Raw genomic sequence first — 24,042 nt, 5'->3', positions numbered from 1 at the left:
CAGCAGGGCGGGCCCGGAGAAGACTCCGGGCCCGCCCTGTCGTTCAGTGAAGCGAGATCACTTCACGTCGTCGTCGACCCAGTCCATCGACTTGGTGACGGCCTTGCGCCACAGACGCAGCTGGCGGTCGCGTTCGTCGGCCTCCATGGACGGCTCCCAGCGCTTGTCCTCCTGCCAGTTCGCGGACAGGTCGTCGAGGCCGTTCCAGAATCCGACGGCCAGACCTGCGGCATAAGCGGCGCCGAGCGCGGTGGTCTCGGCGACGACCGGACGGACGACCGGGACGCCGAGCACATCCGCCTGGAACTGCATGAGCGCGTCGTTGGCGACCATGCCGCCGTCGACCTTCAGCTCGGTCAGGTCCACACCGGCGTCTGCGTTCACGGCATCCAGCACGTCGCGCGTCTGGAAGGCGACGGCCTCGAGTGCTGCGCGAGCGATGTGGTTCTTGTTCGCGTAGCGGGTGAGGCCGACGATCGCGCCGCGGGCGTCCGGACGCCAGTAGGGCGCGAACAGACCGGAGAACGCGGGCACGATGTACACGCCGCCGTTGTCGTCGACCTGCTTCGCCAGCTCCTCCACCTCGGGGGCGGAGTCGATGATGCCGAGTTGGTCGCGCAGCCACTGGATCAGCGATCCCGTGACGGCGATCGAACCCTCGAGCGCGTAGTGGGTCGGTCCGTCGCCGAGCTTGTAGCCGACGGTGGTGAGCAGCCCGTTCTTCGAGTGGACGATCTCCTCGCCCGTGTTGAAGATGAGGAAGCAGCCCGTGCCGTAGGTGTTCTTGCTCTCGCCGGCGTTGAATGCGGCCTGTCCGAAGGTCGCGGCCTGCTGGTCGCCCAGGATGCCGGCGATCGGCGTCTCGCGAAGCAGCGAGGAGTCCTCTGCGGCGCCGTAGACCTCGGAAGAGGAGCGGATCTCGGGCATCATCGAGCGCGGTACGCCGAACGCCTCGAGGATGTCGTCGCGCCACTCCAGCGTCTCGAGGTCCATGAACATGGTGCGAGACGCGTTCGTGACGTCGGTGGCGTGCACGCCGCCGTCGACGCCGCCGGTGAGGTTCCAGAGAACCCAGCAGTCGGTGGTGCCGAAGAGGAGGTCGCCCGCCTCGGCCTTCTCGCGAGCGCCCTCGACGTTCTCGAGGATCCACGCGATCTTCGTGCCGGAGAAGTAGGTGGCCAGGGGCAGGCCGACGACGGGCTTGAAGCGCTCGACGCCGCCCTCAGCCGCGAGACGGTCGACGATGGCCTGCGTGCGCGTGTCCTGCCAGACGATCGCGTTGTACACCGGCTGACCGGTGGTCTTGTCCCAGACGACCGCGGTCTCGCGCTGGTTGGTGATGCCGACTGCGGCGATGTCGTGGCGGGTCAGGTCGGCGCGGCTCAGGGCCAGGCCGATGACCTCCTGCACGTTGCGCCAGATCTCGGCCGCGTCGTGCTCGACCCAGCCGGCCTGCGGCAGGATCTGCTCGTGCTCCTTCTGGCCCGTCGCGATGATGCTGCCCTTCTTGTCGAAGATGATCGCGCGGCTGGAGGTGGTTCCCTGGTCGATGGCGATGATGTAGTCAGCCATGGTGTGTTCTCCTTTGAATTCAGGGGTCAGGCGAGGTGGAGCAGTGCCGGCGCCACGAGAGCGGCGATCACACCGCCGATGAGCGGACCGACGACCGGGACCCACGAGTAGGACCAGTCGCTCGAGCCCTTGCCCTTGATGGGCAGGATCGCGTGAGCGATGCGCGGACCGAGGTCACGGGCGGGGTTGATGGCGTAGCCCGTGGGGCCACCGAGGGATGCGCCGATGCCGACCACGAGGAGGGCGACCGGCAGTGCCGTCAGCGGGCCGAGGCCTCCGGGCGTTCCGACCTCGATGTCGCCGTAGTCCGCGAACGCGAAGATGACGAACACGAGCACGAACGTGCCGATGATCTCCGTGACGAGGTTCCAGCCGTACGAGCGGATCGCGGGACCGGTCGAGAACACGCCGAGCTTGTTGGCGGCCTCGGGCTCCTCGTCGAAGTGCTGCTTGTAGCCGAGCCAGACGATGATGGCGCCGATGATCGCACCGAGCAGTTCTGCGCCGGTGGCGGTGGCGAACATGGCGAAGCTGATCTTGCCGGCGACCAGGAGTCCGATGCCGACGGCGGGGTTCAGGATCGCGCCGGAGTATGCGGAGACGAGCACACCAGCGAACACCGCGAGGCCCCACCCCCAGTTGACCATGAGGAAGCCGCCGCCGTTGCCCTTGTTCTTGGCGAGCGCGACGTTCGCGACGACTCCACAACCCAGGATGATGAGCATCGCCGTGCCGACGAGCTCAGACAGGAAGTAGAGACCGAGATTCACATCAGTCATGTCTTCATTGACCTTTCTTGTGCGGCAGGACCCCTCAGTCCTGCCGCGTTATGAGGGATTTCACGTCGCAGAGGAGGGCGACGGTGGGAATCTCGTCAGCCGCGTGCGCGGGACGAGATGTTCAGGCCGTGTCGTTCGTTGAGGAGGAGTCGGGTCTGCTCGATCTCGGCGTCGTGGCGATCGCGATCCCAGTCCAGCAGGGGAGCGAGCGCGTCGCCGATCTCGTCGAGAACCTCTGCGCTCGCATGTCCGGTGAAGGCGATGCTCGTGCGCCGCAGGATCACGTCCTGCAGACGAGCGACGAGCTCGTTCTTCACCATCCACTCGAGCTCGCGCGTGGAGAGGTCGCCGCCGGCGAGGGGGGCGTCTTCTCCCTGCTCGATGTAGTCCCAGACCTGAGCCGCTCGCGTGCCGTAGCGGGCGAGGAGGTGATCGGCACGGGCGCCGGCGCCGGGGAGGTTCTCCTGGATCCAGATGCGGCGCGCCTTCTCGGTGCGGGGGAAGTCGCGACCGCCGCCGATGGCGCGACCGGCGGTCGACACGGTGCGGGTGCGGCCGACCAGGCCGAGCACCACATCGGAGAGCGACTCTCCCAGGGCGCGGAACGTGGTCCACTTGCCCCCGACGAGGCTGACCAGGGGAGTGGCGCCCTTCTCGTCCACCTCGATGCGGTAGTCGCGGGACACGAAACCGGGCGCGGTGTCCTCGTGGCGGGGCAGCGGACGGATGCCGGAGAAGTTGTAGACGATCTGGTCGCGGGAGACGTCGATCTGCGGGAACACGTGATGGATGAGGTCGAAGAAGTACGTGACCTCCTCGTCCGTGCACACCGGGACCTCGCGAGGGTCGGCGTCGATGTCGGTGGTGCCGACGAGCACGCGACCCTTGAGCGGGTAGATGAGCACGATGCGGCCGTCGGAGTGCTCGAAGAAGATCTCGCGACCGCGGGTCGCCTCGAGCAGTTCGGGGTGGTCGAGCACGATGTGCGAGCCCTTGGTGCCGCCCATGAAGCGCGTGATGTCGCCGAGCGCATCGTTCGTGAGGTCGGTCCACGGGCCGGAGGTGTTCACCACCACGTCGGAGGCGATGCTGAACTCGGTGCCGCTCTCGCGGTCGCGCAGCAGGACCTTGTCGCCGTCGCGGCCGATGGCCTCGACGTAGTTGAGCGCGATCGCTCCGGGGTGCGCAGCGCGGCCGTCCTGGAGGACGTCGAGGGCCAGACGTTCGGGGTCGTGCATCGAGGCGTCGTAGTAGGTCGCCGTGTACTTGATGTGCGGGTCGAGTGCGGGCAGCTCCGCGAGGGACTTCTTGCGCCCGAGGAAACGGTGGCGCGGCACCATGCCGCCGTCACGCGAGAACGTGTCGTAGATGGTGAGGCCGACCTTGATCAGGAACGCGCCGCGCTCCTGGGGCTTCCCGCTCTTGTGCGTCAGGAAGCGCAGGGGAGCGGAGAGGATGCCGGAGAACGTGGAGTAGATCGGGATCGTCGTCTGCAGCGGCTTCACGTAGTGCGGCGCGATCTTCAGCAGGCCGTTGCGCTCCTCCACGGATTCGCGAACGAGACGGAACTCGCCGTTCTCGAGGTAGCGGATGCCGCCGTGGATCATGTGGCTCGACGCCGACGATGCGCCGGACGCGAAGTCCCCGCGCTCGACCAGGACCACGTCGACGCCCTGGAGCGCCAGATCGCGGAACGTCGAGATGCCGTTGATGCCTCCGCCGATGACCAGGACGCTGGTGCGTCCGGCTTCGCGGACTGCTGTGACCTCGGCGCGCTCCGCCGATGAGTGTGTCGACTCGATCATCCTCGACCTCTCTTCTCTGCTTGCCCCCAGCTTCGACCCGGTGGACCGGCGTGCGCAAGTCCGCTGCACATATGTGCAAGGATCGGAGTCCAGGAGGTCGCGATGGCACAGGCAGACGCGCATTCACGCGATTCGAAGCTGATCGCCGCGCTCACCGCGGCGCAGCTCTACTACATGCAGGACAAGACGATGGAGGTCATCGCCCAGGAGCTGGGCACCTCCAGGTCGTCCGTGTCCCGGCTGCTGAGCTTCGCGAGGGAGAGCGGACTGGTCGACATCCGCATCAACTCGCCACTCGAACGCCTGGGCATGCTGGAGCAGCGCATCCGCGACCGCCATCACGTCGCGGCGCACGTGGTCCCGATGCCCGAGATCGTCAGCGAGGTGGAGCGGCTGGAGCGCGTGGCCCTCACCGCTGGGCGGCTGCTCTCGCAGTTCGTGGACTCGAACATGATCATCGGCGTCGCCTGGGGGTCGACCATCAGCGCGGTCAGTCGTGGACTGACGCAGAAGGAGACGCACAACACCACGTTCGTGCAGCTCAACGGCGCGGGCAACACCCAGACCAGCGGCGTCGAGTACTCGAGCGACATCCTGCAGAGGTTCGGGAGCGCATTCGGCGCGCAGGTCCAGCAATTCCCCGTCCCCGCCTTCTTCGACGATCCGTCCACGCGGGAGGCGATGTGGAGGGAGAGGAGCACCCGGCGCGTGCTCGATCTGCAGGCGAAGATGGACATCGCGGTCTTCAGCCTCGGCTCCCCGGCCGCGGAGGTGCCCAGCCGGGTCTACGTCGGCGGGTATCTGAGCCGGGACGACTACCGGAGTCTTCGGGAGGATCACGCGATCGGCGACGTCGCGACGGTCTTCTTCCGTGCGGACGGGTCATGGCGCGACATCCGGGTCAACGCGAGGGCCACGGGCCCCGGACTCGATCGGCTTCGCCGCGTTCCCCGGCGAGTCTGCGTCGTCTCCGGCATCCCGAAGCTGGTCAGTCTGAGATCGGCGATCGCGGCCGACCTCGTCACCGATGTCGTCCTCGACGAGGGGCTCGCCCGCCAGCTGGTGGAGGACTGAGGTCACTCGTGGGTCGAGGTCTCCGGCCCTGAGCGGAACTCGCGGATCAGGTGCTGCACGACTGCCGACAGATCGCCACCCGCGGCATCAGCGACCGCCAGCTGACGCGCGTGGCTGGCGCCGTCGGCGAGGATCGTGCCGATGCTCGCGTACTCCTTCGCGCACCCCAGATCGAGCGCCACCGGTGCGAGCTGCTCGAGCGTCTCGGCGAGGTGGTCTCTGACGGGACGCTGGATGCCGTCGGCGTCGACGATCACGCGCGCATCGAGCCCGTACCGAGCCGCTCGCCACTTGTTCTCACGGTGATACCAGGCGGGGAGCTCGGGCAGAGTGCGTCCTTCGTCGAGCTCACGCGAGAAGTGCTCGACGAGGACCTGAACCAGAGACGACACGGCGGCGAGCTCGGGAAGGGTCGACATCCCGTCGCATGCGCGCACCTCGATGGTGCCCCAGCGCGGCGCGGGCCTGATGTCCCAGCGCACTTCGGAGGCGTCGGCCATCACGCCGGTGCGGATCATGTCGTCGAGGTACCCCTCGAACTGCGACCAGTCGTGCAGAGGCCAGGGGAGACCCGCGGTGGGGAGCTGCTGGAAGACGAGAGCGCGGTTGGAGGCGTACCCCGTGCTCTCGCCCGCCCAGAACGGGCTGGACGCGGCCAGAGCCTGGAGATGCGGGAGGAAGCCGGCGAGAGCGTTGATGATGGGGAAGACCTTGCGGTGATCTTCGACGCCCACGTGCACATGGATGCCCCAGATCATCATGTTGCGGCCCCACCACTGGGTGCGCTCGATGAGCTTGTGATAGCGGGTCTTGTCGGTGACCTGTTGCTCATACCACTGCGCGAACGGATGGCTCCCCGCCGAGAGCAGCTCGATGCCCGCCGGGTCCGTCGCCGCGCGGACCGCGGCGATCGCCTTGGCGATGTCGTCCACCGCGTGCGCGACCGACGTGCCGATGCCGCTGGTCACCTCGATCGTGTTGGTGAGCAGCTCGCCGGTGACGGTGTGGCGCTCGTCGGCGCTCTCCGCTTCCAGCGCGGCGAGCAGCTCGGGTGCGCGGCCGACGAGGTCGCCGCTCACCGGATCGGCGAGCATGATCTCCCATTCCAGGCCGACGGTGGACCTGGCGGATGGAGCGAATTCGAGCTTCACGAGCACAGTCTCGCACGCAGCTCTGGCGACACGGCAACCCCCGTGTCGCCACGTTTCGCGCCAGGAGCCCGCATCTGGCAGAATAGAGGTTTGGACGACGTGCTCGACCCTCTATCCAGCACTCATCCACCCTTTCAGAGCTTCCGCCGGGTGTGCACCCCACTCTCCAGGCGATCGGTTCGTTTCCTTCCACACAATTCAGGAGAATCGTGGCTGTCAAGATTCGTCTCAAGCGCCTGGGCAAGATCCGTGCGCCCTACTACCGCATCGTCGTCGCCGACTCGCGCACCAAGCGCGACGGTCGCGTGATCGAGGAGATCGGCAAGTACCACCCCACCGAGGAGCCCTCGTTCATCGAGGTCGACTCCGAGCGTGCCCAGTACTGGCTCTCCGTCGGCGCTCAGCCGACCGAGCAGGTCACCGCCCTTCTCAAGATCACGGGCGACTGGGGCAAGTTCAAGGGCGACAAGGACGCGAAGTCCACCCTCCGGGTCGCCGAGCCCAAGGCCGCGTTCGAGATCGACGCGTCCAAGAAGTCCGTCGTGAAGCCGAAGGCGGAGAAGAAGGAGGCTCCCGCTGCGGAGGCTCCCGCCGCCGTCGAGGCCGACGCGGAGGCCGCTGAGGCCCCCGCCGCCGACGCAGAGTAATCGTCGTGCTCGCCGCCGCGCTCGAACACATCGTCAAGGGGATCGTCGATCACCCCGAAGATGTGCACATCACCGCATCCACCTCGCCGCGAGGCGATCTGCTCGAGGTGCGTGTGCATCCCGACGACCGTGGACGCGTGATCGGGCGCGGCGGCCGCACCGCGAAGGCACTTCGCACCCTCATCTCCGCTCTGGCGGACGGGCGTCGTGTCCGTGTCGATGTCGCGGACGACTGACGTGGTGCAGAAGGACCGCAATCTGGGCAAGAACCAGCTTCGCGTCGGCCGCCTCGTCAAGGCCCACGGCCTGAAGGGCGCGCTCAAGCTGGAGCTGTACACCGACAATCCCGAGCGTCGATTCGTCACGGGAGCCGAGTTCACGTTGCAGGTGCCAGAGGCATCTCCGTGGCACGGCAAGACCGTCACCGTCCGCGAGTACCGCGTGATGAACGGCAACCCCGTCGTGTTCCTCGACGATGTCGAGGACCGGTCCGCCGCCGAAGGACTCGTCCGTGCGATCCTCTGGATCGACCAGGACACGACCGAGGTCGAGGAGAACGCCTGGTTCGACCAGCAGCTTGTGGGCCTCGATGTCGTCCGCGATGACGTCGTCGTCGGAAAGGTCGCTCGCATCGAGCACTTCCCCGCGCAGGACCTGCTGATCGTCAAGGCCGGCGACCAGGAGATCATGGTCCCGTTCGTCGAGGCCATCGTGCCGACCGTCGATGTGGCGGCAGGCAAGGTCATCGTGACCCCTCCTGCCGGCCTCTTCGAGGAGCTGCCGGATGCCGCAGGTTCGGAAGAGGACGCCGCCGCAGACGCGGCCGAGTGATCGCAGCCGCCGTGCGCATCGACGTCCTCTCCATCTTCCCGTCGTACTTCGACGGGCTCACGCTGTCGCTTCTCGGCAAGGCGCAGGACGCCGGTATCCTCGATCTGAACGTCCGAGACCTCCGCGACTGGACGTACGACCGTCACCGCACCGTCGATGACACACCGTATGGCGGCGGCGCCGGGATGGTGATGAAGCCCGAGCCCTGGGGCGTCGCACTCGACGAGCTCGCCACGGCATCCGAACGGCCGACGATCATCTTCCCGTCCCCGGCGGGCGAGGTCTTCACCCAGGCGACTGCGAGGGATCTCGCGACGCGCGAGCACCTGATCTTCGGGTGCGGACGCTACGAGGGCATCGACGAGCGCGTCTTCGAGTACGCGGACACCGTCGGCGAGGTGCGCCTCATCAGCCTCGGTGACTACGTCCTCAACGGCGGAGAGGTCGCCACGATGGCGATGATCGAGGCGATCGGTCGACTGATCCCCGGAGTGGTCGGCAACCCCGAGAGCCTCGTCGAGGAGTCCCACGAGGACGGCCTGCTCGAGTACCCCTCCTATACGAAGCCGTCCATGTGGCGCGATCGCGCTGTGCCGGACGTGCTGCTCAGCGGCAACCATGCGGCGATCGCGACCTGGCGCCGCGAGCAGCAGCTCGAGCGCACCGCTCGACGCCGACCCGACCTCCTGTCGGAGCAGGACGACTAGAGCATCCTCTCCGCACCGCGGTCGATCTCGAAGACCACGCCGGGCGGATGCCGGAGACCCAGGGCCGTCGAGGAATCCAGCCCGCGCAGCTCCGCACGCAGCATCCGTCCGATCATCTCGTGACTCACGATCAGCGGTGCACCCTCAGCAGCCCACCCGCATGCCGAGAGAGCGCGACGAGCCCGCGCACGGACCTGCGCGTAGCTCTCGCCGCCGGGGAACGCCCAGCCGTAGCGGTTCTCGGCGCGCTCCTCACGGGCGGTCGGGAATGCGAGGTCTATCTCGTCCCACGTCATCCCCGCCATCTCGCCGTGGTGCAGCTCCGCGAGTTCGTCGATCTCCACGACGCGCGCTCCGAGGACATCGGCGATGATGCCCGCCGTGTGCACGGCTCTGCCGAGAGGACTGCTGCAGATCGTCGTGATGCCGACAGCGCTGACTCGCAGGGCCGTGGACGCGGCCTGACGCACGCCGTCGTCGGTGAGAGGGGAGTCGAGCTGCCCCTGGAGGCGGTGCTCGAGATTCCAGATCGTCTGCCCGTGGCGCACCAGGTACACGCGGTCGGGCACGTGACGGTCCTGGGGAATCATGCACTCAATATGGCACAGCCGCGTCGATCCGGGCGCGCCCTGCGCTGCGCCTGGGACCGTTCGTGCCATCGAATCGTGCACCCGGCCGTCGGTGCGTCAGACGACACCACGCGCGCCGCCGCGGAGGAACTTCCCGGATTCCGCTTCGTCCGCCACGAGGAGCTCACCTGGCGGGAGGTCATCTCACGGGACGACTACATCGGTCGATGGACCACGGTGAGCAGTTTCCTCGTCGCCGATGAGCCGCGACGCGCGGAGATGCTGGCCGACGTCCATCGTGTGCTCGATGAGCATGTCGACACCGCAGGGCGCGCGGAACTCGATCTGCCGCATCTCACGGACGTGTACCTGTACCGTCGCGCCTGAGTGACTGTTCTCTTCGCCCGAACGACGGCGTGTGGGGGGCCGCCGCGTCGTGGAAGCCGACGCGACTCGGCGGCTGAGTCAGTCGACGCCGAGGAAGGAGCGGTCGGTGAGGATGATCGGACCGTCCTCGGTGACCGCGACGGTGTGCTCCGAGTGCGAACCCCGAGAGCCGTCGACGCTGCGCAGCGTCCAGCCGTCGGGGTCCGTGATCAGCTCGTCCGTGGTGGCGAGCAGCCACGGCTCCAGTGCGAACACGAGTCCCGCGCGCAGCGGGAAGCCACGACCGGCTCGCCCGTCGTTGGGTACATGCGGGTCGCCGTGCATGATGCGTCCGACCCCGTGACCGCCGAAATCGGTGTTGATCGAGTAGCCCTCGCCGTGTGACACGGCGGCGATGGCCGCAGAGATGTCGCCGATGCGGTTGCCGACGACAGCGGCCTGGATCGCCGCGTCCAGCGCGCGCTCCGTGGTCTCGATGAGGCGGAGGTCCTCGTCGCGCGGTGTGCCGACGACGAAAGACACCGCCGAATCGGCGACCCAGCCGTCCACGGACACGGCGAAGTCGAGCGACACGAGGTCCCCGTCGCGAATCGTGTAGTCGTGGGGGAGTCCGTGCAGGACCGCGTCGTTCACCGAGGTGCAGATGACCTTGCCGAACGGACTCGCTCCGAACGAGGGGTGGTAGTCGATGTAGCAGGACTCGGCGCCGGCCTTGCGGATCATGTCGTGTGCGCGACGGTCGATCGAGAGGAGGTTCGTGCCGACCTTCGTCTCGTCGCGCAGGGTCGCCAGGGTCTCGGCGACGAATCGCCCGGCTGCGCGCATCTCGTCGATCTCGGCAGGGGTGCGCAGTTCGATCATGGGGTGTCCTCTCGTCCACTCCATTCTCCCTGATGCGGCGGCCGCGGAGATCCGCGCGCTCACAGCGAACACCGGGGTGAGGGTGGGCCGCGCGTCGTACGATCTGAGCATGTGGTTGCGTCAGGCGTTCTTCCGGTGGCTGCTTCCGGCTGCCTTCCTGCTCCCGCTCTGGCTGGTCATCGGGGGGATCGTCTTCCACGCGGGGTGGGGGATGCTCTGGGTGCTGTTCATCGCGGTGCCCTCGGTCTTCGTCGGGCAGCTGCTCCTCACGCTGCTCACGCGCTCCCGCCCATCGGTCCGCATCGAGCGGGCGGTGTCCTGGTGGGACGTCGCCGGTTTCACGCTCTGGCATGCGCTCACCATCGCGGTCGGCTGCTTCATCGAGGGCGCATTCGGCTGGTTGCTGGCCGGCGCCATCATCGTGGGCATCGCGCTCGTCTGGCTCCAGCTGTGGCAGCTGTGGAGCGAGGCGAAGGGCAGCGGCGCCCGTCTCCGGGAGACCATCTCGTGGTCGACGGTTCCCGCGCCGGACGAGCCCGCGCCGCAGACCACCGTGCACGAGGTCATCGTCGTGCGGGAGACCGACCCCCGCGACTGATCCTCGTTTTGGCCGCGGCACGCATCCATGGCAGAATGGATGTTTGTGCCGTGACCGGTTCTGCCTCAGGGGAGCCCGCGGACGCGCAAGCGCCGTACGATGCACATCCGTTCTTGTTCCTTTGAAAACATGCAACCGACCTGAGGCGAGTGCAGAAAGAGACGATCATGCAGATCCTCGACGCCGTCGATGCGGCTTCGCTCCGTTCCGACATCCCGGTCTTCAACCCCGGCGACACCGTCAACGTCCACGTGAACATCACCGAGGGCACCCGCTCTCGCGTCCAGGTCTTCAAGGGCGTCGTCATCGGCCGCCAGGGCGACGGCGTGCGCGAGACCTTCACGGTCCGCAAGATCAGCTTCCAGGTGGGCGTCGAGCGCACCTTCCCGGTGCACTCCCCGGTGATCGACCACATCGAGGTCGTCACCCGCGGTGACGTGCGTCGCGCGAAGCTCTACTACCTCCGCCAGCTGCGCGGCAAGAAGGCGAAGATCAAGGAGAAGCGCGACAACTGACGCGCAGGTTCTCCACAGCACCCCGGGACACGATGTTCCGGGGTGCTGTGTTTTGCGCCGGATGTGCGACCCTTGGTAGTGCCGTCTCAGAGCGGTGCGAGACTGTGAAGGAACCTTGATGACGACTGAGCCCGCCACCGCGTCCACGCCACCCGTCAAGCGGCGCCGCGGGTTCCTCATCTTCCTGCGCGACGTCCTGGTGATCGTGCTGATCGCCGCGCTGGTGTCCTTCGTCGTGAAGACCTTCGTCGTGCGCTCCTTCTACATCCCGTCGGCGTCCATGGAGCAGACGCTCATGGTCAACGACCGCATCCTGGTCGACGAGCTCACCCCGCATTGGACGGGATACGAGCGCGGTGACGTCGTGGTGTTCAAAGACCCGGGCGGCTGGCTCGACCCGCAGCCGCAGACCCCGGCGGCGCCGCCGCTCGTGCAGGCGGTGGACTGGGTTCTCAACCTCGTCGGCATCTCCGCGACCGACTCGCAGGATCATCTGGTCAAGAGGATCATCGGGCTCCCCGGCGATCACGTCGTGTGCTGCAACGCGCTCGGCCAGATCACGATCAACGGCACCCCCATCGACGAGCTCTCCTACCTGAACCTCCCGCAGGGGGACACAGCCGCGTCCAACGCGCCCTTCGACGTGGTGGTTCCGAAGGATTCCCTCTGGCTGCTGGGAGACAACCGCGATCGCTCGCGCGATTCCCGTGAGCATCAGGATCTCCCGAGCGGAGGCTTCGTGCCTCTCGCGAACGTCGTGGGCAAGGCGTTCCTCACGACCTGGCCCCTGAACCGCTTCGGGACGATCGACGGCCACCACGACACCTTCAACGGCGTACCGGATCCGGAATGACCGTCGTCGCGCCCAAGCTCACCCTCGAACGGAAGCTCCTGAGCGAGTGCGAGCTGATCATCTCGCTCGACGAGGTGGGCAGGGGCGCGCTCGCGGGACCGGTCGCTGTCGGAGCGGCCGTGATGGATGCCGCTGGTGCACGTCGTCGCGTTCCCGAAGGCCTGCGTGATTCGAAGCTCGTCACCGAGAAGCGTCGTCCGGACGTCGCAGCGCGCGCCGCGGCCTGGGTGCGTGCATCCGGTGTCGGCTGGGCCAGTGCGGCGGAGATCGACGAGGTCGGGATCATGAGGGCGCTGGGGCTCGCGGCGTCACGAGCGGTGCAAAGCGTGGTGGATCAGGGCGTCGCTATCGAGAGCGCTCTCGTGCTGCTCGACGGGAACCATGACTACGTCTCTCGGGTGCACCCGGTGCCGCTCCGCGTGCGCTCCCAGGTGAAGGCCGACCGCGACTGCGCATCGGTGTCGGCGGCATCGGTGATCGCGAAGGTCGCGAGAGACACGCACATGGCCGAGCTGCATCTCTCGCATCCTGACTACCAATGGGACAGGAACAAGGGCTATGCCAGCCCCGAGCATCGCGATGCGATCCGCGCACGGGGACTGTCTCCTCATCACCGTGCATCGTGGGCGATCACGGACGCTCCCACGCTGTTCTGATCCGCGTTCTGAGCGGCTCCGTGCCGCGCGGTGGTGCGCGCGACTCTAGGATGGACACATCATGGATGAGGAAGCATTCGACGACTACGACCGCGAACTCGAGCTGGCGCTGTTCCGCGAGTACCGGGACGTCGTCTCCCAGTTCCAGTACGTCGTCGAGACGGAGCGCCGGTTCTACCTGGCGAACGAGGTGAACGTCGTCCGTCGTGACACCGAGCACGACTTCTACTTCGAGATCTCGATGAGCGATGTCTGGGTGTGGGACATCTACCGCGCTGATCGCTTCGTGAAGGCCGTGCGCGTCCTCACGTTCAAGGACGTCAACGTCGAAGAGCTGCAGCGTCGGGAGTTCGAGCTTCCGCAGGAGCTCTCCCTCGACGGCGAGTAGCCGTCCCCAAGAGGCGATCCTCGGCGAGTTGTCCACCGATTCGCGGAATGGTGAGAGCGCGCTCGCGCTCCTCCTGAGGCGGATCGGCAGGCTGTCGACATGGCAGCGAAAGACGACCTCGGCGCAGCGGGGGAAGAGCGGGCGACCCGCTATCTGATCGACCACGGGTACGAGATACTCGACCGGAACTGGCGATGTCCGCAGGGCGAGATCGACATCGTCGCCGCGCAGGGCCAGGTGCTCGCGATCGTCGAGGTCAAGACCCGTCGGTCGACGGCGTTCGGCCATCCGTTCGAGGCGATAGACGCACGAAAACGACGTAGGCTCTGGCAGCTCGCACATGCCTGGATGGAGCGGCACTCCGATCAGGTTCGGGGAAGGAAGATCCGGCTCGACGCGATCGGCGTGATCGGACCCGATCCGGATGCCGGACAGCTCGAACACCTGAAGGATCTGTCATGACGACGGCGCGGACCTGGGCGGTCGCGTTGTCGGGGGTCGACGGGCATCTGGTCGAGGTCGAGGCAGACCTCTCGAATCAGACGCCGGAGTTCAAGATCATCGGCCTCCCCGACAAGGCCCTGGGTGAGGCGGTCCAGCGCGTCCACAATGCGTGCAAGAACGCGGAGCTCGACCTTCCGCGCCGACGACTCACCGTGAATCTGTCACCCGCGAGTCTTCCCAAGCACGGATCGGGATTCGACCTGGCGATCGCCGTATCGGCGCTGGCTGCAGGGGGAGCGGTGCAGCAGAGGTCGATCTCCCGCACGGTGCACATCGGCGAACTCGGCCTGGATGGTCGAGTGAGACCGGTGCCAGGGGTGCTGCCCGCCGTGTTCGCGGCGGCACGCGCCGGCTTCGACCAGGTGATCGTCCCTCATGCGAATGCCGACGAAGCCCGTCTCGTGCCGGGCATCGATGTGCGTGCCGCTCGCTCGCTGGCGGAGGTCGCCGTCTGGCACGGAGCAGATGTGGTGGTTCCGGAGGTCGATCCCGTGCCCGCCGCGGCCCCTCCCGTCGACCCCGAGGCTCACGGTGATCTGGCGGACGTGGTGGGCCAGGACGAAGCGGTGACCGCGCTCATCGTCGCGGCCACTGGAGGCCACCACATGCTGTTGAGCGGTCCTCCCGGCGCGGGAAAGACGATGCTCGCCCGAAGACTGCCGGGGATACTCCCGAGGTTGACGGAGGGCGAGGCATTGGAGGTCGCATCGATCAGGTCTCTGACCGGCGGCTCCGTCGCAGTGCTCGACCACAGAGCTCCGCTGGAGGCACCGCACCACAGCGCATCGGTCACCGCGCTCGTGGGCGGAGGGTCTCGTGCTGTGCGCCCGGGGGCGATCGTCCGTGCGCACCGCGGGGTGCTGTTCCTCGACGAGGCGGCGGAGTTCTCCAGAGTCGCGCTGGATGCGTTGAGGCAGCCGCTGGAGTCAGGGAAGATCGACGTGCACCGCGCCGGCTTCACCGCTCACTTCCCCGCGCGGTTCCAACTGCTCCTCGCGATGAATCCCTGCCCCTGCGGCAACTACGGTGTGCGAGGGGCGGAATGCGTGTGCCCGTCCATGGCCATTCGACGGTATGCGACGCGACTCTCCGGTCCCCTCCGGGACAGGATCGACATCGATTTGCGCGTGGCGCGCGTCGCAACCTCGCGGGCGGTGTCCGTTGGGCGATCCGCGCTGTCGTCGGCGGAGGCGCAGCAGCGTGTCGTCGAAGGAAGGGAGCGGGCGGCCGCTCGGCTGAAGGGCACGCCATGGCGTCTAAACGGCGATGTTCCCGGAACCTGGCTCCGCCAGACATCGCAGCGGATCGATCAGGCTGCACGGGTGCCGTTGGAGCGCGCTCTCGAACGCGGCGCCCTGACACTTCGAGGGTACGATCGCGTCCTGCGGCTCGCCTGGACCATGGCAGACCTCGAGGGCCGCGAGCGACCAGGGCTCGACGAGGTCGGGCGTGCGCTGGTGCTCAAGAGAGGCAGCACGTCGTGATGGATGCTCTGCGTCAGGACGAGGCGCTCGTGAAGGCCCTTCGGCGGGCGCGCCCCGACGATGACATAGCGGAGGTCGCGGCCCGTGTCGCGTGGAATGTCCTCGTCGAACCGGGCGATGCCGTCGCCGGAGCTCTGATCGCGGAACTGGGTGCAGAGGAGGCGCTCCGATTCGCCTTCGCCGACGACGGGGGCTCCCTCGCGTACCAGGGGCGGTCGCGCGCGCTCAGAGACGCACTCGGCAGATGGCGTCCTCGTGCCTCTGTAGACGCCGTCCGCAGCGCCGTGACTGACGCGGAGCACGTCGCGGCGACCCTGCTCCTCCCCGGCGACGGCCTCTGGCCTGAGTCCCTCGATGACCTCGGGCACCATGCACCGACGATGCTGTGGGTGCGAGGGGATGCTGCCGTCCTCACTGCGTCGCCTCGTGTGTCGATCGTCGGCGCCAGGGCATCGAGCACCTATGGAGAGTTGCTCGCGTCGGAGTTCGCAGGGGATCTCGCAGCGAGCGGAGTCGTGATCGTCTCGGGCGGCGCGTACGGAATTGACGGAGCGGCGCATCGGGCAGCGCTCGGTGTCGGCGGGGCGACCGTTGCGCTGCTGGCAGGTGGCGTGGATCGGGCCTATCCGCAGGGACATCAGGAGTTGTTGGGGGCGATCGCCAGGAGCGGCGCGGTGGTCAGCGAGGTTCCCTGCGGTACGGCGCCGTCCAAGTGGAGATTCCTGAGCAGGAACAGGCTGATCGCGGCGCTCGGCCGGGCCACAGTGGTCATCGAGGCGGGGTGGAGAAGTGGCTCGCTCAACACGGCCGGGCACGCGGCGTCCCTCGGACGTCCGCTCGGTGCGGTCCCCGGGCCGGTCACCTCCGCGGCGTCAGCGGGCTGCCATCGTCTGCTTCGCGAGCACGACGCGCGCTGCGTCACGACGACAGCGGAGATCCGAGAACTGTGGGGTGAGCCCGTTCGCGACCAGAGTGCGAATGTCACCGACCCTGAACTGACGAGGCTGCTCGACGCCCTGCCGACGCGCTCGCGCGCCTCGACGCAGGAGCTCGCGCGACGGAGCGGTCTGGCGCCCGACAAGGTCACGGCCCTGCTCGGCCTTCTCGAAGTCGAGTCCGTGGTCGACCGCAGAGACAACGGATGGCGGCGCATATCGACACGCGACCGGGGATAGGAGGCCTCCGATCGCAGCGATGTGCGCGGCGTGATCTCGAGAGCGCCTCATCTCTGACAGCGTCGACGGCACATCTGTCAGCATCACGCTGAAGCGGCGAGGCTGAGCCGTGGTGAGCATGAGGCTGAAGCGGCGGGGGTGAGCATGGGGCTGAAGCGGCGCGGGTGAGCCATGGTGAGCATGGGGCTGAAGCGGCGAGGCTGAGCGGTGTTGGATGTAGGGCGGGGCAAGCTGTAGCCATGGAGTTCGCGGCGGCGGCGGAGACGTTCACCGAGCATCTGCAGCAGGTGCGGCGGCTGTCGCCGGCGACGGTGCGCGCCTATCGGTCGGACCTGCGTGACCTCGATGGCTCGTTCGACGGCGCCGATCTCGCGGCGGTCGATCTCGAGGTGCTGCGCGACTGGCTCTGGAAAGCCACGCAGAGAGGCGATGCGCGATCGACGCTCGCACGGCGCGCGGCGGCAGCCCGTTCGTTCTTCGCGTGGGCGCTCGAGCAGGAACTCATCGATCACGATCCGAGCCTTCGCCTCGTCGCGCCAAAGCGTGGGCGAACGCTGCCGACGGTGGCCTCTCAGGACGCGATGCGCGAACTTCTCGAAACGAAACAGGCCGCGGCGGTCGACGGCGATCCGATCGCCCTGCGAGACCACGCGATCCTGGAGCTCCTGTACGGAGCCGGAATCCGCGTCTCAGAACTGTGCGGGCTCGACATCGACGATCTCGATCTCGACCGCGGCACCGCCCGTGTTCTCGGAAAGGGTGCGAAGGAGAGAGTGGTTCCGTTCGGGGTGCCGGCGCGTATCGCGGTCGCCGGCTACCTCACCCGAGCGCGTCCGTCGCTCCGTGCACGAGCCGAGACCACAACGCCCGCGGTGTTCCTCGGGGCTCGTGGGGCTCGCGTCGGACCCCGAGCCGTGTACTCGCTGGTCGCCGACGCGCTCGCCCCGTTCGTCGGGGCGGAGACCGTGGGGCCGCACGCACTCAGGCACACGGCCGCCACTCACCTGCTCGACGGGGGAGCGGACCTCCGCGCGGTGCAGGAGATCCTCGGGCACGCCAGTCTCGGCACGACGCAGATCTACACCCATGTGTCGGCCGAGCGTCTGACGGCGACTTATCGTCTGGCGCATCCCCGTGCGTGACCACGCCAGCACGTGAGCGGCTGCCTTTCTCCGACGCAATCTCGACCGCGTGCGGCGGGCCACCCCGGCCTAGAGCGGGGCGCAGCACGGAAGCAGCACCGCCCTGGGCACGTCTCCGAAGAGAAGCATCGGATTGATGTAGGCGCCGCCGAGCCGAACTCCGAGGTGCAGTGTGCCTGCGACCGCGTGCCCGCCGATCGCGACGGTCCCGATCGGCTGCCCGGCCGACACAACGTCTCCGGGGGACAGGTCTGACGTCAGCGGCTCGAAGGTCGACACGTAACCGCCGGGATGCTCGATCGTGAGCAGAGCACGGTCGACGACGATCCCGCGGAACGCCACGACGCCGTCTGCCGGTGCGTGAACGACGGAGCCGGGCGCGGAAGCCAGATCGATACCCCGGTGGCCAGGGCCGTACTCATGCGCGGGGGCGCGATAGGGAGCGGTCACCTCGTGCGCCCCGTCCAGCGGCCACGCCCACCGCGGATAGTCGCCGTCCGGATCCCCTGCTGAAACGAAGGCCCCGCTCGCAGACGCGACGGTTTGGCCTGCAGGTGTGAGGGTCTCGCTCGCTGACGTGACGGCTTGGCTTGCAGGTGTGAGGGCACCGCTTGCAGACGCGACGGTTTGGCCTGCAGGTGTGAGGGTCTCGCTCGCAGACGCGACGGCTTGGCTTGCAGGTGTGCGGGCCCCGCTTACAGACGCGACGGCTTGGGCTGTAGGTGCGACGACCCCGCTAGCAGACACGACGGCTTGGACTGTAGGTGTGGGGACCCCGCTAGCAGACACGACGGCTTGGACTGTAGGTGTGAGGACCCCGCTCATGGACCTGAGGACGGTGTTCCCTGTCGTGAGGATCCCGCTCCCGGGCGAGACCGTTCCACTGGCAGACAGGAGGGACCCGCTGACCGGCGTGAAGACGCCGTGCGCGGGCGTGATCGCTCGGTCCGCTGACGCGAGCGCGTCGTCCGCAGGCATGTGCGAGAGCAGGAGCAGGGCGATGAGGAGAATGCTGGTGCCGAGGCGTTCCAGGGTGCGCATGAGCGTCATACTGCCCCGCACGGACAGAGACGCTGCGATGCAGATCGCGTACCGGACGGAAGCGGGGGAGAAGTGGCATCGGGTCTGCCGTCGTGAAGGAGGAGTGGAGGCGACGGCATCCTGTATGCTGAAGGGGCACCTCGAAATCGAGGTGACTACGCGTGCCCTGAGCGACCACTGCATTTCTGCGGAGGTCGTGGCATCCACTCCCACAGGTCCATCTCGCAAGAGGTGGCGGGCGTGTGTCGGGCACCAGGCAGTCCGATCATCCGATCGGCGATAACCTCAACGGCGCAGAACCGCGCCAGAACAAGGAGACGACCATGGCTGTGGTCACCATCCGCCAGCTGCTCGACAGCGGCGTGCACTTCGGACACCAGACCCGCCGGTGGAACCCGAAGGTGAAGCGCTTCATCCTCACCGAGCGCAGCGGTATCCACATCATCGACCTGCAGCAGTCGCTGGGCTACATCGACAAGGCGTACGACTTCGTCAAGGAGACCGTCGCTCACGGCGGCACCATCCTCTTCGTCGGCACCAAGAAGCAGGCGCAGGAGATCCTCGCAGAGCAGGCCACCCGCGTCGGCCAGCCCTACGTCAACCAGCGCTGGCTCGGTGGACTCCTCACCAACTTCTCCACCATCGCGAAGCGTCTCGCTCGCATGAAGGAGCTCGAGGAACTCGACTACGAGAACCCGGCCGCTTCGGGCTTCACGAAGAAGGAGCTCCTCCTCAAGAAGCGCGAGCTCGACAAGCTGCACAAGTCGCTCGGCGGTATCCGCAACCTCACCAAGACGCCGTCCGCCCTCTGGGTCGTCGACGCCAAGCGCGAGCACCTCGCCATCGACGAGGCCAAGAAGCTCGGCATCCCGGTGATCGGCATCCTCGACACCAACGCGGACCCGGACGACTTCCAGTACCCGATCCCCGGCAACGACGACGCGATCCGCTCCGTCTCGCTGCTCACCCGCATCATCGCGGATGCAGCCGCCGAGGGTCTCCAGCAGAAGCACAACCCGGAGACCGGCGACGCCGAGCCGCTCGCGGACTGGGAGCGCGAGCTTCTCGAGACCCCGGCCGAGGAGACTCCGGCTGACGCCGCCGAGCTCGTCGAGGCCCCCGCGGTCGCCGCAGCCGACGAGGCCGGCGCCGAGGCGCACGACGAGGCCGTCGCGGTCGAGTCCGGCGAAGAGACCGCAGAGGTCGCCGCCGCCGAGGCAGCAGACTCCAAGTAATCCACGCGAACACCACGCACACACACCTACGAAGCAAGGAGCCACCACACATGGCCAACTTCACCATCGCCGACCTCAAGGCGCTGCGTGAGCAGCTCGGAACGGGAATGGTCGACACCAAGAAGGCGCTCGAGGAGGCTGACGGAGACGTCGAGAAGGCCACCGAGATCCTGCGCCTGAAGGGTGCCAAGGGCAACGCGAAGCGCGCCGACCGCTCCACCAGCGAGGGCCTCATCGTCGCCCGCGAGCAGGATGGCGCTGTGACGCTCATCGAGCTCGCCTGCGAGACCGACTTCGTCGCGAAGAACGAGCGTTTCATCGCTCTCGCCGACAAGGTCGCCGACGCTGCTGCCGCTGTCAAGGCGGACTCGGTCGAGGCGGCCCTGGCCGCTCAGGCCGGCGAGAAGAACGTCGAGACGATCATCTCGGAAGAGGCTGCGATCATCGGCGAGAAGGTCGAGCTCCGTCGCGTCCGCACCATCTCGGGCGACAAGGTCGAGGTCTACCTGCACCGCACGAGCAAGGACCTGCCGCCGCAGATCGGCGTCGTCGTCGCCTACTCGGGTGACGACGCGGAGACCGCTCGCAGCATCGCGCAGCACATCTCGTTCGCCAACCCGTCGTACCTCTCCCGTGAGGACGTCCCGGCCGACGCCGTCGAGAAGGAGCGTGAGATCGTCACCGAGATCTCCCGCAACGAGGGCAAGCCCGAGGCGGCTCTGCCGAAGATCGTCGAAGGCCGTGTGTCCGCGTTCATCAAGCAGGTCGCCCTGCTCGAGCAGGACTACGCGAAGGACAACAAGCTCTCTGTCGCCCAGGTGGCGAAGGACGCCGGTATCACCGTGACGGACTTCGCGCGCTTCAAGGTCGGCGCGTAGCACCGTCGAAGGGGTTCGGATCGTCTCGATCCGAACCCCTTCTTCATGCCCAAGAGGCACTATCTTGAATCGGGACGAGAGGACAACACCCATGACCGAACGCACCGGACGCCGCCGCGTCCTTCTGAAACTCTCCGGTGAGGCCTTCGGCGCCGGTCAGCTGGGCGTCAACCCCGACGTCGTCAGCCAGATCGCCCGTGACATCGCGGCCGCCGTCGATCGCGTCGAGATCGCGATCGTCGTCGGTGGAGGCAACTTCTTCCGCGGCGCCGAACTCAGCCAGCGCGGTATGGACCGTGGTCGTGCGGACTACATGGGCATGCTCGGCACCGTCATGAACGCCCTCGCCCTGCAGGACTTCCTCGAGCAGGCAGGCGCACCCACCCGCGTCCAGTCCGCGATCTCGATGACCCAGGTCGCTGAGCCGTACATCCCGCTGCGCGCGGAGCGGCACATGGAGAAGGGCCGCGTCGTGATCTTCGGCGCAGGGGCAGGCCTGCCCTACTTCTCGACCGACACGGTCGCCGCTCAGCGCGCGCTCGAGATCGGCGCCCAGGAGGTCCTCGTCGCCAAGAACGGCGTCGACGCGATCTACACCGCCGACCCGAACAAGCATGCCGATGCCGAGCGCATCGAGCGGGTCACCTACCGCGACGCGCTGCAGCGCGGCCTGAAAGTCGTCGACTCCACGGCGTTCAGCCTGTGCATGGACAACAACATGGATATGCGCGTCTTCGGCATGGAGCCCGCGGGCAACGTGACTCGTGCGCTGCTCGGCGAGCCCATCGGCACTCTCGTCACCGCCTGAGCGCCTCAGCGGGCTCAGAGCCCGCGACCGATAGAATTTTCAGAACACCCCGACGATAGGAGTCACCGTGATCGCGGATGTCCTCGCTGAAACCACCTCTCGCATGACGCGCGCCGTCGATGCCGCCAAGGAGGACTTCGCCACGGTCCGTACGGGACGTGCGAACCCCCAGATGTTCCAGAAGGTGCTGGTGGACTACTACGGCACGCCGACCCCGCTCGCTCAGCTCGCCTCGCTCGCGAACCCCGAGGCGCGTTCGCTCATCATCACGCCGTACGACAAGTCCGCGCTGAAGGCCATCGAGCAGGCGATCAGGGACATGCCGAACCTCGGCGCCAACCCGACCAACGACGGCAACATCGTGCGCGTGACGATGCCCGAGCTGACGGCTGACCGTCGCAAGGAGTACGTCAAGCTCGTGAAGGCCAAGGGCGAGGACGCGAAGGTCCACGTCCGCGGCATCCGTCGTAAGGCGAAAGACGAGCTGGACGCCCTGAAGAGCGAGCTCGGCGAGGACGAGATCGCTCGAGGCGAGAAGGAACTCGACGCACTCACGCGCCAGCACGTCGATCTGATCGACGACGCTCTCAAGCGCAAAGAGGCTGAGCTCCTCGAGGTGTGATCGGACATGTCCGACGATTCGCGCGAGGCCGTCGACGGCACGCCGCCGGGGCGCCGAGAGGCGCGCGGTTCGGCGACCCCGTCGGACGGCGTTCCGCTTGCCGATGAGGCCTTTCCGGCCTTCGACGCATCGAGCATCCCGCCGCGACCCTCGCTGCCCGCTCCCGTCCAGTCCGATGCTCTTCTGAGCACGGGGGAGCACAACGCGATCCGGGAGCAGTGGAGAGCGGCTCGCGATGAGCTGGGCAGCCACGTCTCCCATGCTCGTGACCAGCTCGATCAGGCGAACGAGCGGATCAAGCAGCGCAATGAGCGGATCAAGCAGCGCACCGGTCGGGACCTGATCCTCGCGATCGGAATCGGCCTCGCGTTCGGCGCAGCCCTGCTCGCCTCCCTTCTGTTCGACAAGGTCTACTTCGTGCCGCTGGCGCTGGCCGCCGCCCTTCTCGGGGTGTACGAAGTCACGCTCGCGCTGCGTGGTGCCGGTCGACGGATCGATCTGGCACCGCAGCTCATCGCCGCGGCTCTGCTGGTAGGCCCTGCCTACTTCGTCGAGATCTGGCTCGTCTGGGTGATGCTCTTCCTCGCCGTGGCCTTCGTGATCGTGTGGCGACTTGTCGCGCAGATGGTCGAGAAGGACGGGCGCACCTACGGGGATGTCCTCTCGGATGCCGTCATCGGCGGATTCGTCCAGATCTATGTGCCCTTCCTCGCAGCGGTGGCGCTGATCCTGCTCCGTCAGGAGGGTGGACAGTGGTGGGTGCTGAGCTTCATCGCGATCGCCGTCGCGGCCGACACGGGAGCGTACGCTGCCGGCCTGGCCTTCGGTAAGCACCCGATGGCCCCCAGGATCAGCCCGAAGAAGACCTGGGAGGGATTCGCCGGGGCCGTCGTCGCGTCGATCACCGCCGGCGTGCTCCTCGCGCTGTTCCTCCTCGAGCTGCCGTGGTGGGCCGGAGCGATCTTCGGAGTCGCCATCCTGCTGTCGGCCACTCTCGGCGATCTCGCCGAGAGCATGCTCAAGCGTGACATCGGCATCAAGGACATGAGCTCCTGGCTGCCTGGGCACGGGGGGCTGCTCGATCGCCTCGACAGCATCCTGCCGTCGACGATCCCCGCCCTGTGCCTCTACTTCCTTCTCTCTCCCTGGGTGGTGCTGTGATGGCTTCAGAAGATTCTCTCGCTCTCGACAAGACCGAGGCTCCGCCGGCGTTCTCTCTCGTCAGCGGACGGACCCGCGGGTACCACCGCGCTGCCGTCGACACGTTCCTGTCCGCGGCTCGCACAGCGTTCGAGGGCGGCGGTGACCTGACCGCGGCGGATGTCCGCGTCGCGTCCTTCCCTCTGGTGAAGAACGGCTACGTGGTGGCGGAGGTCGACGCGGCTCTCGGTCGTGTCGAGGACGCCCTCGCCGGACGCGAGCGCGACAGGGTCGTGCGCTCGCAGGGTGCGGGCGTCTGGGTCGAGCAGGCCCGCGAGGAGGCCCAGGTGATCCTGGATCATCTGGCGCGGCGCAAGCGTCATCGTTTCGCTCGAACCGGTGTGCTCACGTTCGGCTACCGGATCGACGAGGTGGACCACGTCGCCGCACGCATCGTTCGCTACCTTCGCGACGGTGAGGCGCTCACGGCCGAGCAGCTGCGCTCTGCCGCCTTCCGCATGCAGCGCGGCGGGTACCGCGAAGAGCAGGTGGATGCGCTCATCGATGCGACGGTCGACGTCATCCTGGCCGTTCGCTGAGAGTTCAGAGGCCCGTCTCAG

General features: G+C 67.4%; 28 protein-coding genes. 21 read left to right on the top strand and 7 right to left on the bottom strand.

Annotation, left to right across the window (positions count from 1 at the left end; all coding sequences use genetic code 11):
* Positions 1 to 57 precede the first annotated feature (57 nt).
* The 3 genes from glpK to LC438_RS10200 all read right to left on the bottom strand — a co-directional run bounded on the left by glpK (position 58) and on the right by LC438_RS10200 (position 4,156).
* Positions 58 to 1,572, bottom strand: a complete 1,515-nt coding sequence (glpK, locus tag LC438_RS10210) for a glycerol kinase GlpK (RefSeq protein WP_223586481.1) — start codon at positions 1,570 to 1,572, stop codon at positions 58 to 60.
* Positions 1,573 to 1,598: 26 nt separating this feature from the next.
* Complete coding sequence (locus tag LC438_RS10205; protein ID WP_105673351.1) at positions 1,599 to 2,351, bottom strand: MIP/aquaporin family protein; 753 nt, start codon at positions 2,349 to 2,351, stop codon at positions 1,599 to 1,601.
* A 95-nt stretch (positions 2,352 to 2,446) separates the two neighbouring features.
* Entirely contained in the window at positions 2,447 to 4,156 is a 1,710-nt protein-coding gene (locus LC438_RS10200) for a glycerol-3-phosphate dehydrogenase/oxidase (RefSeq protein WP_105673352.1), read from the bottom strand.
* Positions 4,157 to 4,258: 102 nt separating this feature from the next.
* On the opposite strand from LC438_RS10200, the gene LC438_RS10195 reads away from it, so the two are divergent.
* Positions 4,259 to 5,230 (top strand): sugar-binding transcriptional regulator, encoded by a 972-nt coding sequence (locus tag LC438_RS10195; RefSeq protein WP_105673353.1) that lies wholly within the window; start codon positions 4,259 to 4,261, stop codon positions 5,228 to 5,230.
* A 2-nt stretch (positions 5,231 to 5,232) separates the two neighbouring features.
* Here LC438_RS10195 and LC438_RS10190 read toward each other — a convergent pair whose 3' ends face one another.
* The gene (locus tag LC438_RS10190) at positions 5,233 to 6,381 is read right to left on the bottom strand and encodes a glutamate--cysteine ligase (protein ID WP_223586480.1); all 1,149 of its coding nucleotides are present in this window, start codon (positions 6,379 to 6,381) and stop codon (positions 5,233 to 5,235) included.
* Positions 6,382 to 6,590: 209 nt separating this feature from the next.
* Here LC438_RS10190 and rpsP point away from each other — a divergent pair, with 209 nt between their 5' ends.
* The 4 genes from rpsP to trmD are packed head-to-tail and all read left to right on the top strand — an operon-like array spanning position 6,591 to position 8,566.
* A complete protein-coding gene (rpsP, locus tag LC438_RS10185) occupies positions 6,591 to 7,028 on the top strand; it encodes a 30S ribosomal protein S16 (RefSeq protein WP_105673354.1) in 438 nt (145 codons plus the stop codon).
* 5 nt (positions 7,029 to 7,033) lie between these two features.
* On the top strand, positions 7,034 to 7,264 hold the full coding sequence (locus tag LC438_RS10180) for an RNA-binding protein (protein WP_105673355.1): 231 nt from the start codon (positions 7,034 to 7,036) through the stop codon (positions 7,262 to 7,264).
* Positions 7,248 to 7,859, top strand: coding sequence for a ribosome maturation factor RimM (gene rimM, locus LC438_RS10175; protein ID WP_223586479.1), 612 nt, complete (start codon positions 7,248 to 7,250; stop codon positions 7,857 to 7,859). Before LC438_RS10180 ends, rimM begins: the two co-directional genes overlap by 17 nt.
* Positions 7,860 to 7,870: 11 nt before the next feature.
* Complete coding sequence (trmD, locus tag LC438_RS10170) at positions 7,871 to 8,566, top strand: tRNA (guanosine(37)-N1)-methyltransferase TrmD (protein ID WP_105673380.1); 696 nt, start codon at positions 7,871 to 7,873, stop codon at positions 8,564 to 8,566.
* On the opposite strand, the gene LC438_RS10165 is transcribed toward trmD, so the two are convergent.
* Positions 8,563 to 9,156, bottom strand: a complete 594-nt coding sequence (locus LC438_RS10165) for a histidine phosphatase family protein (protein ID WP_223586478.1) — start codon at positions 9,154 to 9,156, stop codon at positions 8,563 to 8,565. The genes trmD and LC438_RS10165 overlap by 4 nt on opposite strands.
* Before the next feature lie 75 nt (positions 9,157 to 9,231).
* On the opposite strand from LC438_RS10165, the gene LC438_RS10160 reads away from it, so the two are divergent.
* Positions 9,232 to 9,522 carry a hypothetical protein gene (locus LC438_RS10160; protein ID WP_223586477.1) on the top strand — a complete coding sequence of 97 codons (291 nt, stop codon included), beginning with the start codon at positions 9,232 to 9,234 and terminating at the stop codon, positions 9,520 to 9,522.
* Positions 9,523 to 9,600: 78 nt separating this feature from the next.
* On the opposite strand, the gene map is transcribed toward LC438_RS10160, so the two are convergent.
* Entirely contained in the window at positions 9,601 to 10,383 is a 783-nt protein-coding gene (gene map, locus LC438_RS10155; protein WP_105673358.1) for a type I methionyl aminopeptidase, read from the bottom strand.
* Between the two features lie 109 nt (positions 10,384 to 10,492).
* Between map and LC438_RS10150 the strand changes: the two genes are divergently transcribed.
* From LC438_RS10150 to LC438_RS10110, 9 genes are all read left to right on the top strand, one after another.
* Positions 10,493 to 10,981, top strand: a complete 489-nt coding sequence (locus tag LC438_RS10150) for an MFS transporter permease (RefSeq protein WP_105673382.1) — start codon at positions 10,493 to 10,495, stop codon at positions 10,979 to 10,981.
* Positions 10,982 to 11,148: 167 nt separating this feature from the next.
* Complete coding sequence (gene rplS / locus LC438_RS10145) at positions 11,149 to 11,496, top strand: 50S ribosomal protein L19 (RefSeq protein ID WP_105673383.1); 348 nt, start codon at positions 11,149 to 11,151, stop codon at positions 11,494 to 11,496.
* A 118-nt stretch (positions 11,497 to 11,614) separates the two neighbouring features.
* Entirely contained in the window at positions 11,615 to 12,349 is a 735-nt protein-coding gene (lepB, locus tag LC438_RS10140; RefSeq protein ID WP_105673359.1) for a signal peptidase I, read from the top strand.
* Positions 12,346 to 13,005, top strand: a complete 660-nt coding sequence (locus LC438_RS10135; RefSeq protein ID WP_105673360.1) for a ribonuclease HII — start codon at positions 12,346 to 12,348, stop codon at positions 13,003 to 13,005. The genes lepB and LC438_RS10135 overlap by 4 nt, the downstream gene beginning before the upstream one ends.
* Before the next feature lie 61 nt (positions 13,006 to 13,066).
* A complete protein-coding gene (locus LC438_RS10130; RefSeq protein WP_017204525.1) occupies positions 13,067 to 13,393 on the top strand; it encodes a DUF2469 family protein in 327 nt (108 codons plus the stop codon).
* Between the two features lie 99 nt (positions 13,394 to 13,492).
* Positions 13,493 to 13,855, top strand: coding sequence for a YraN family protein (locus LC438_RS10125; protein ID WP_105673361.1), 363 nt, complete (start codon positions 13,493 to 13,495; stop codon positions 13,853 to 13,855).
* The gene (locus LC438_RS10120; RefSeq protein ID WP_105673362.1) at positions 13,852 to 15,381 is read left to right on the top strand and encodes a YifB family Mg chelatase-like AAA ATPase; all 1,530 of its coding nucleotides are present in this window, start codon (positions 13,852 to 13,854) and stop codon (positions 15,379 to 15,381) included. Before LC438_RS10125 ends, LC438_RS10120 begins: the two co-directional genes overlap by 4 nt.
* Entirely contained in the window at positions 15,381 to 16,556 is a 1,176-nt protein-coding gene (gene dprA, locus LC438_RS10115; RefSeq protein WP_223586476.1) for a DNA-processing protein DprA, read from the top strand. Before LC438_RS10120 ends, dprA begins: the two co-directional genes overlap by 1 nt.
* Positions 16,557 to 16,795: 239 nt before the next feature.
* Positions 16,796 to 17,698: a tyrosine-type recombinase/integrase gene (locus tag LC438_RS10110; RefSeq protein WP_223586475.1), complete on the top strand. Its 903-nt coding sequence runs from the start codon at positions 16,796 to 16,798 to the stop codon at positions 17,696 to 17,698.
* A gap of 69 nt (positions 17,699 to 17,767) precedes the next feature.
* On the opposite strand, the gene LC438_RS18775 is transcribed toward LC438_RS10110, so the two are convergent.
* Entirely contained in the window at positions 17,768 to 18,148 is a 381-nt protein-coding gene (locus LC438_RS18775) for a murein hydrolase activator EnvC (RefSeq protein WP_223586474.1), read from the bottom strand.
* 914 nt (positions 18,149 to 19,062) lie between these two features.
* On the opposite strand from LC438_RS18775, the gene rpsB reads away from it, so the two are divergent.
* The 6 genes from rpsB (at position 19,063) to LC438_RS10075 (ending at position 24,021) form a co-directional block, all read left to right on the top strand.
* Positions 19,063 to 19,974 (top strand): 30S ribosomal protein S2, encoded by a 912-nt coding sequence (gene rpsB / locus LC438_RS10100; RefSeq protein WP_223586473.1) that lies wholly within the window; start codon positions 19,063 to 19,065, stop codon positions 19,972 to 19,974.
* 50 nt (positions 19,975 to 20,024) lie between these two features.
* Positions 20,025 to 20,852, top strand: a complete 828-nt coding sequence (gene tsf / locus LC438_RS10095; protein WP_223586472.1) for a translation elongation factor Ts — start codon at positions 20,025 to 20,027, stop codon at positions 20,850 to 20,852.
* A 91-nt stretch (positions 20,853 to 20,943) separates the two neighbouring features.
* Positions 20,944 to 21,660, top strand: a complete 717-nt coding sequence (pyrH, locus tag LC438_RS10090) for a UMP kinase (protein WP_105673366.1) — start codon at positions 20,944 to 20,946, stop codon at positions 21,658 to 21,660.
* Positions 21,661 to 21,727: 67 nt separating this feature from the next.
* Positions 21,728 to 22,282 carry a ribosome recycling factor gene (gene frr, locus LC438_RS10085; protein WP_105673367.1) on the top strand — a complete coding sequence of 185 codons (555 nt, stop codon included), beginning with the start codon at positions 21,728 to 21,730 and terminating at the stop codon, positions 22,280 to 22,282.
* 6 nt (positions 22,283 to 22,288) lie between these two features.
* Positions 22,289 to 23,443: a phosphatidate cytidylyltransferase gene (locus LC438_RS10080; protein ID WP_181155842.1), complete on the top strand. Its 1,155-nt coding sequence runs from the start codon at positions 22,289 to 22,291 to the stop codon at positions 23,441 to 23,443.
* Positions 23,443 to 24,021 carry a DivIVA domain-containing protein gene (locus tag LC438_RS10075; RefSeq protein WP_105673368.1) on the top strand — a complete coding sequence of 193 codons (579 nt, stop codon included), beginning with the start codon at positions 23,443 to 23,445 and terminating at the stop codon, positions 24,019 to 24,021. The genes LC438_RS10080 and LC438_RS10075 overlap by 1 nt, the downstream gene beginning before the upstream one ends.
* Positions 24,022 to 24,042: the final 21 nt, after the last annotated feature.

The sequence above is a fragment of the Microbacterium sp. OVT16B genome, from assembly GCF_019969705.1.
GTDB classification, from domain to species: domain Bacteria; phylum Actinomycetota; class Actinomycetes; order Actinomycetales; family Microbacteriaceae; genus Microbacterium; species Microbacterium natoriense.
The sequence above is the reverse complement of the archived record's forward strand: the minus strand, read 5'-3'. Positions and strand labels throughout refer to the sequence as shown.

Excerpts from the sequence above, each read along its gene's own strand:
- LC438_RS10120 (WP_105673362.1), top strand. The coding sequence starts at position 13,852 with ATGACGACGGCGCGGACCTGGGCGGTCGCGTTGTCGGGGGTCGACGGG.
- LC438_RS10200 (WP_105673352.1), bottom strand. The coding sequence starts at position 4,156 with ATGATCGAGTCGACACACTCATCGGCGGAGCGCGCCGAGGTCACAGCA.
- rimM (WP_223586479.1), top strand. The coding sequence starts at position 7,248 with ATGTCGCGGACGACTGACGTGGTGCAGAAGGACCGCAATCTGGGCAAG.
- LC438_RS10080 (WP_181155842.1), top strand. The coding sequence starts at position 22,289 with ATGTCCGACGATTCGCGCGAGGCCGTCGACGGCACGCCGCCGGGGCGC.
- LC438_RS10165 (WP_223586478.1), bottom strand. The coding sequence starts at position 9,156 with ATGATTCCCCAGGACCGTCACGTGCCCGACCGCGTGTACCTGGTGCGC.
- LC438_RS10125 (WP_105673361.1), top strand. The coding sequence starts at position 13,493 with ATGGCAGCGAAAGACGACCTCGGCGCAGCGGGGGAAGAGCGGGCGACC.
- LC438_RS10135 (WP_105673360.1), top strand. The coding sequence starts at position 12,346 with ATGACCGTCGTCGCGCCCAAGCTCACCCTCGAACGGAAGCTCCTGAGC.
- LC438_RS10205 (WP_105673351.1), bottom strand. The coding sequence starts at position 2,351 with ATGACTGATGTGAATCTCGGTCTCTACTTCCTGTCTGAGCTCGTCGGC.
- tsf (WP_223586472.1), top strand. The coding sequence starts at position 20,025 with ATGGCCAACTTCACCATCGCCGACCTCAAGGCGCTGCGTGAGCAGCTC.
- rpsB (WP_223586473.1), top strand. The coding sequence starts at position 19,063 with ATGGCTGTGGTCACCATCCGCCAGCTGCTCGACAGCGGCGTGCACTTC.
- rplS (WP_105673383.1), top strand. The coding sequence starts at position 11,149 with ATGCAGATCCTCGACGCCGTCGATGCGGCTTCGCTCCGTTCCGACATC.
- LC438_RS10195 (WP_105673353.1), top strand. The coding sequence starts at position 4,259 with ATGGCACAGGCAGACGCGCATTCACGCGATTCGAAGCTGATCGCCGCG.
- lepB (WP_105673359.1), top strand. The coding sequence starts at position 11,615 with ATGACGACTGAGCCCGCCACCGCGTCCACGCCACCCGTCAAGCGGCGC.
- LC438_RS10150 (WP_105673382.1), top strand. The coding sequence starts at position 10,493 with ATGTGGTTGCGTCAGGCGTTCTTCCGGTGGCTGCTTCCGGCTGCCTTC.
- map (WP_105673358.1), bottom strand. The coding sequence starts at position 10,383 with ATGATCGAACTGCGCACCCCTGCCGAGATCGACGAGATGCGCGCAGCC.
- LC438_RS10110 (WP_223586475.1), top strand. The coding sequence starts at position 16,796 with ATGGAGTTCGCGGCGGCGGCGGAGACGTTCACCGAGCATCTGCAGCAG.
- dprA (WP_223586476.1), top strand. The coding sequence starts at position 15,381 with ATGGATGCTCTGCGTCAGGACGAGGCGCTCGTGAAGGCCCTTCGGCGG.
- glpK (WP_223586481.1), bottom strand. The coding sequence starts at position 1,572 with ATGGCTGACTACATCATCGCCATCGACCAGGGAACCACCTCCAGCCGC.
- pyrH (WP_105673366.1), top strand. The coding sequence starts at position 20,944 with ATGACCGAACGCACCGGACGCCGCCGCGTCCTTCTGAAACTCTCCGGT.
- LC438_RS10130 (WP_017204525.1), top strand. The coding sequence starts at position 13,067 with ATGGATGAGGAAGCATTCGACGACTACGACCGCGAACTCGAGCTGGCG.
- LC438_RS10075 (WP_105673368.1), top strand. The coding sequence starts at position 23,443 with ATGGCTTCAGAAGATTCTCTCGCTCTCGACAAGACCGAGGCTCCGCCG.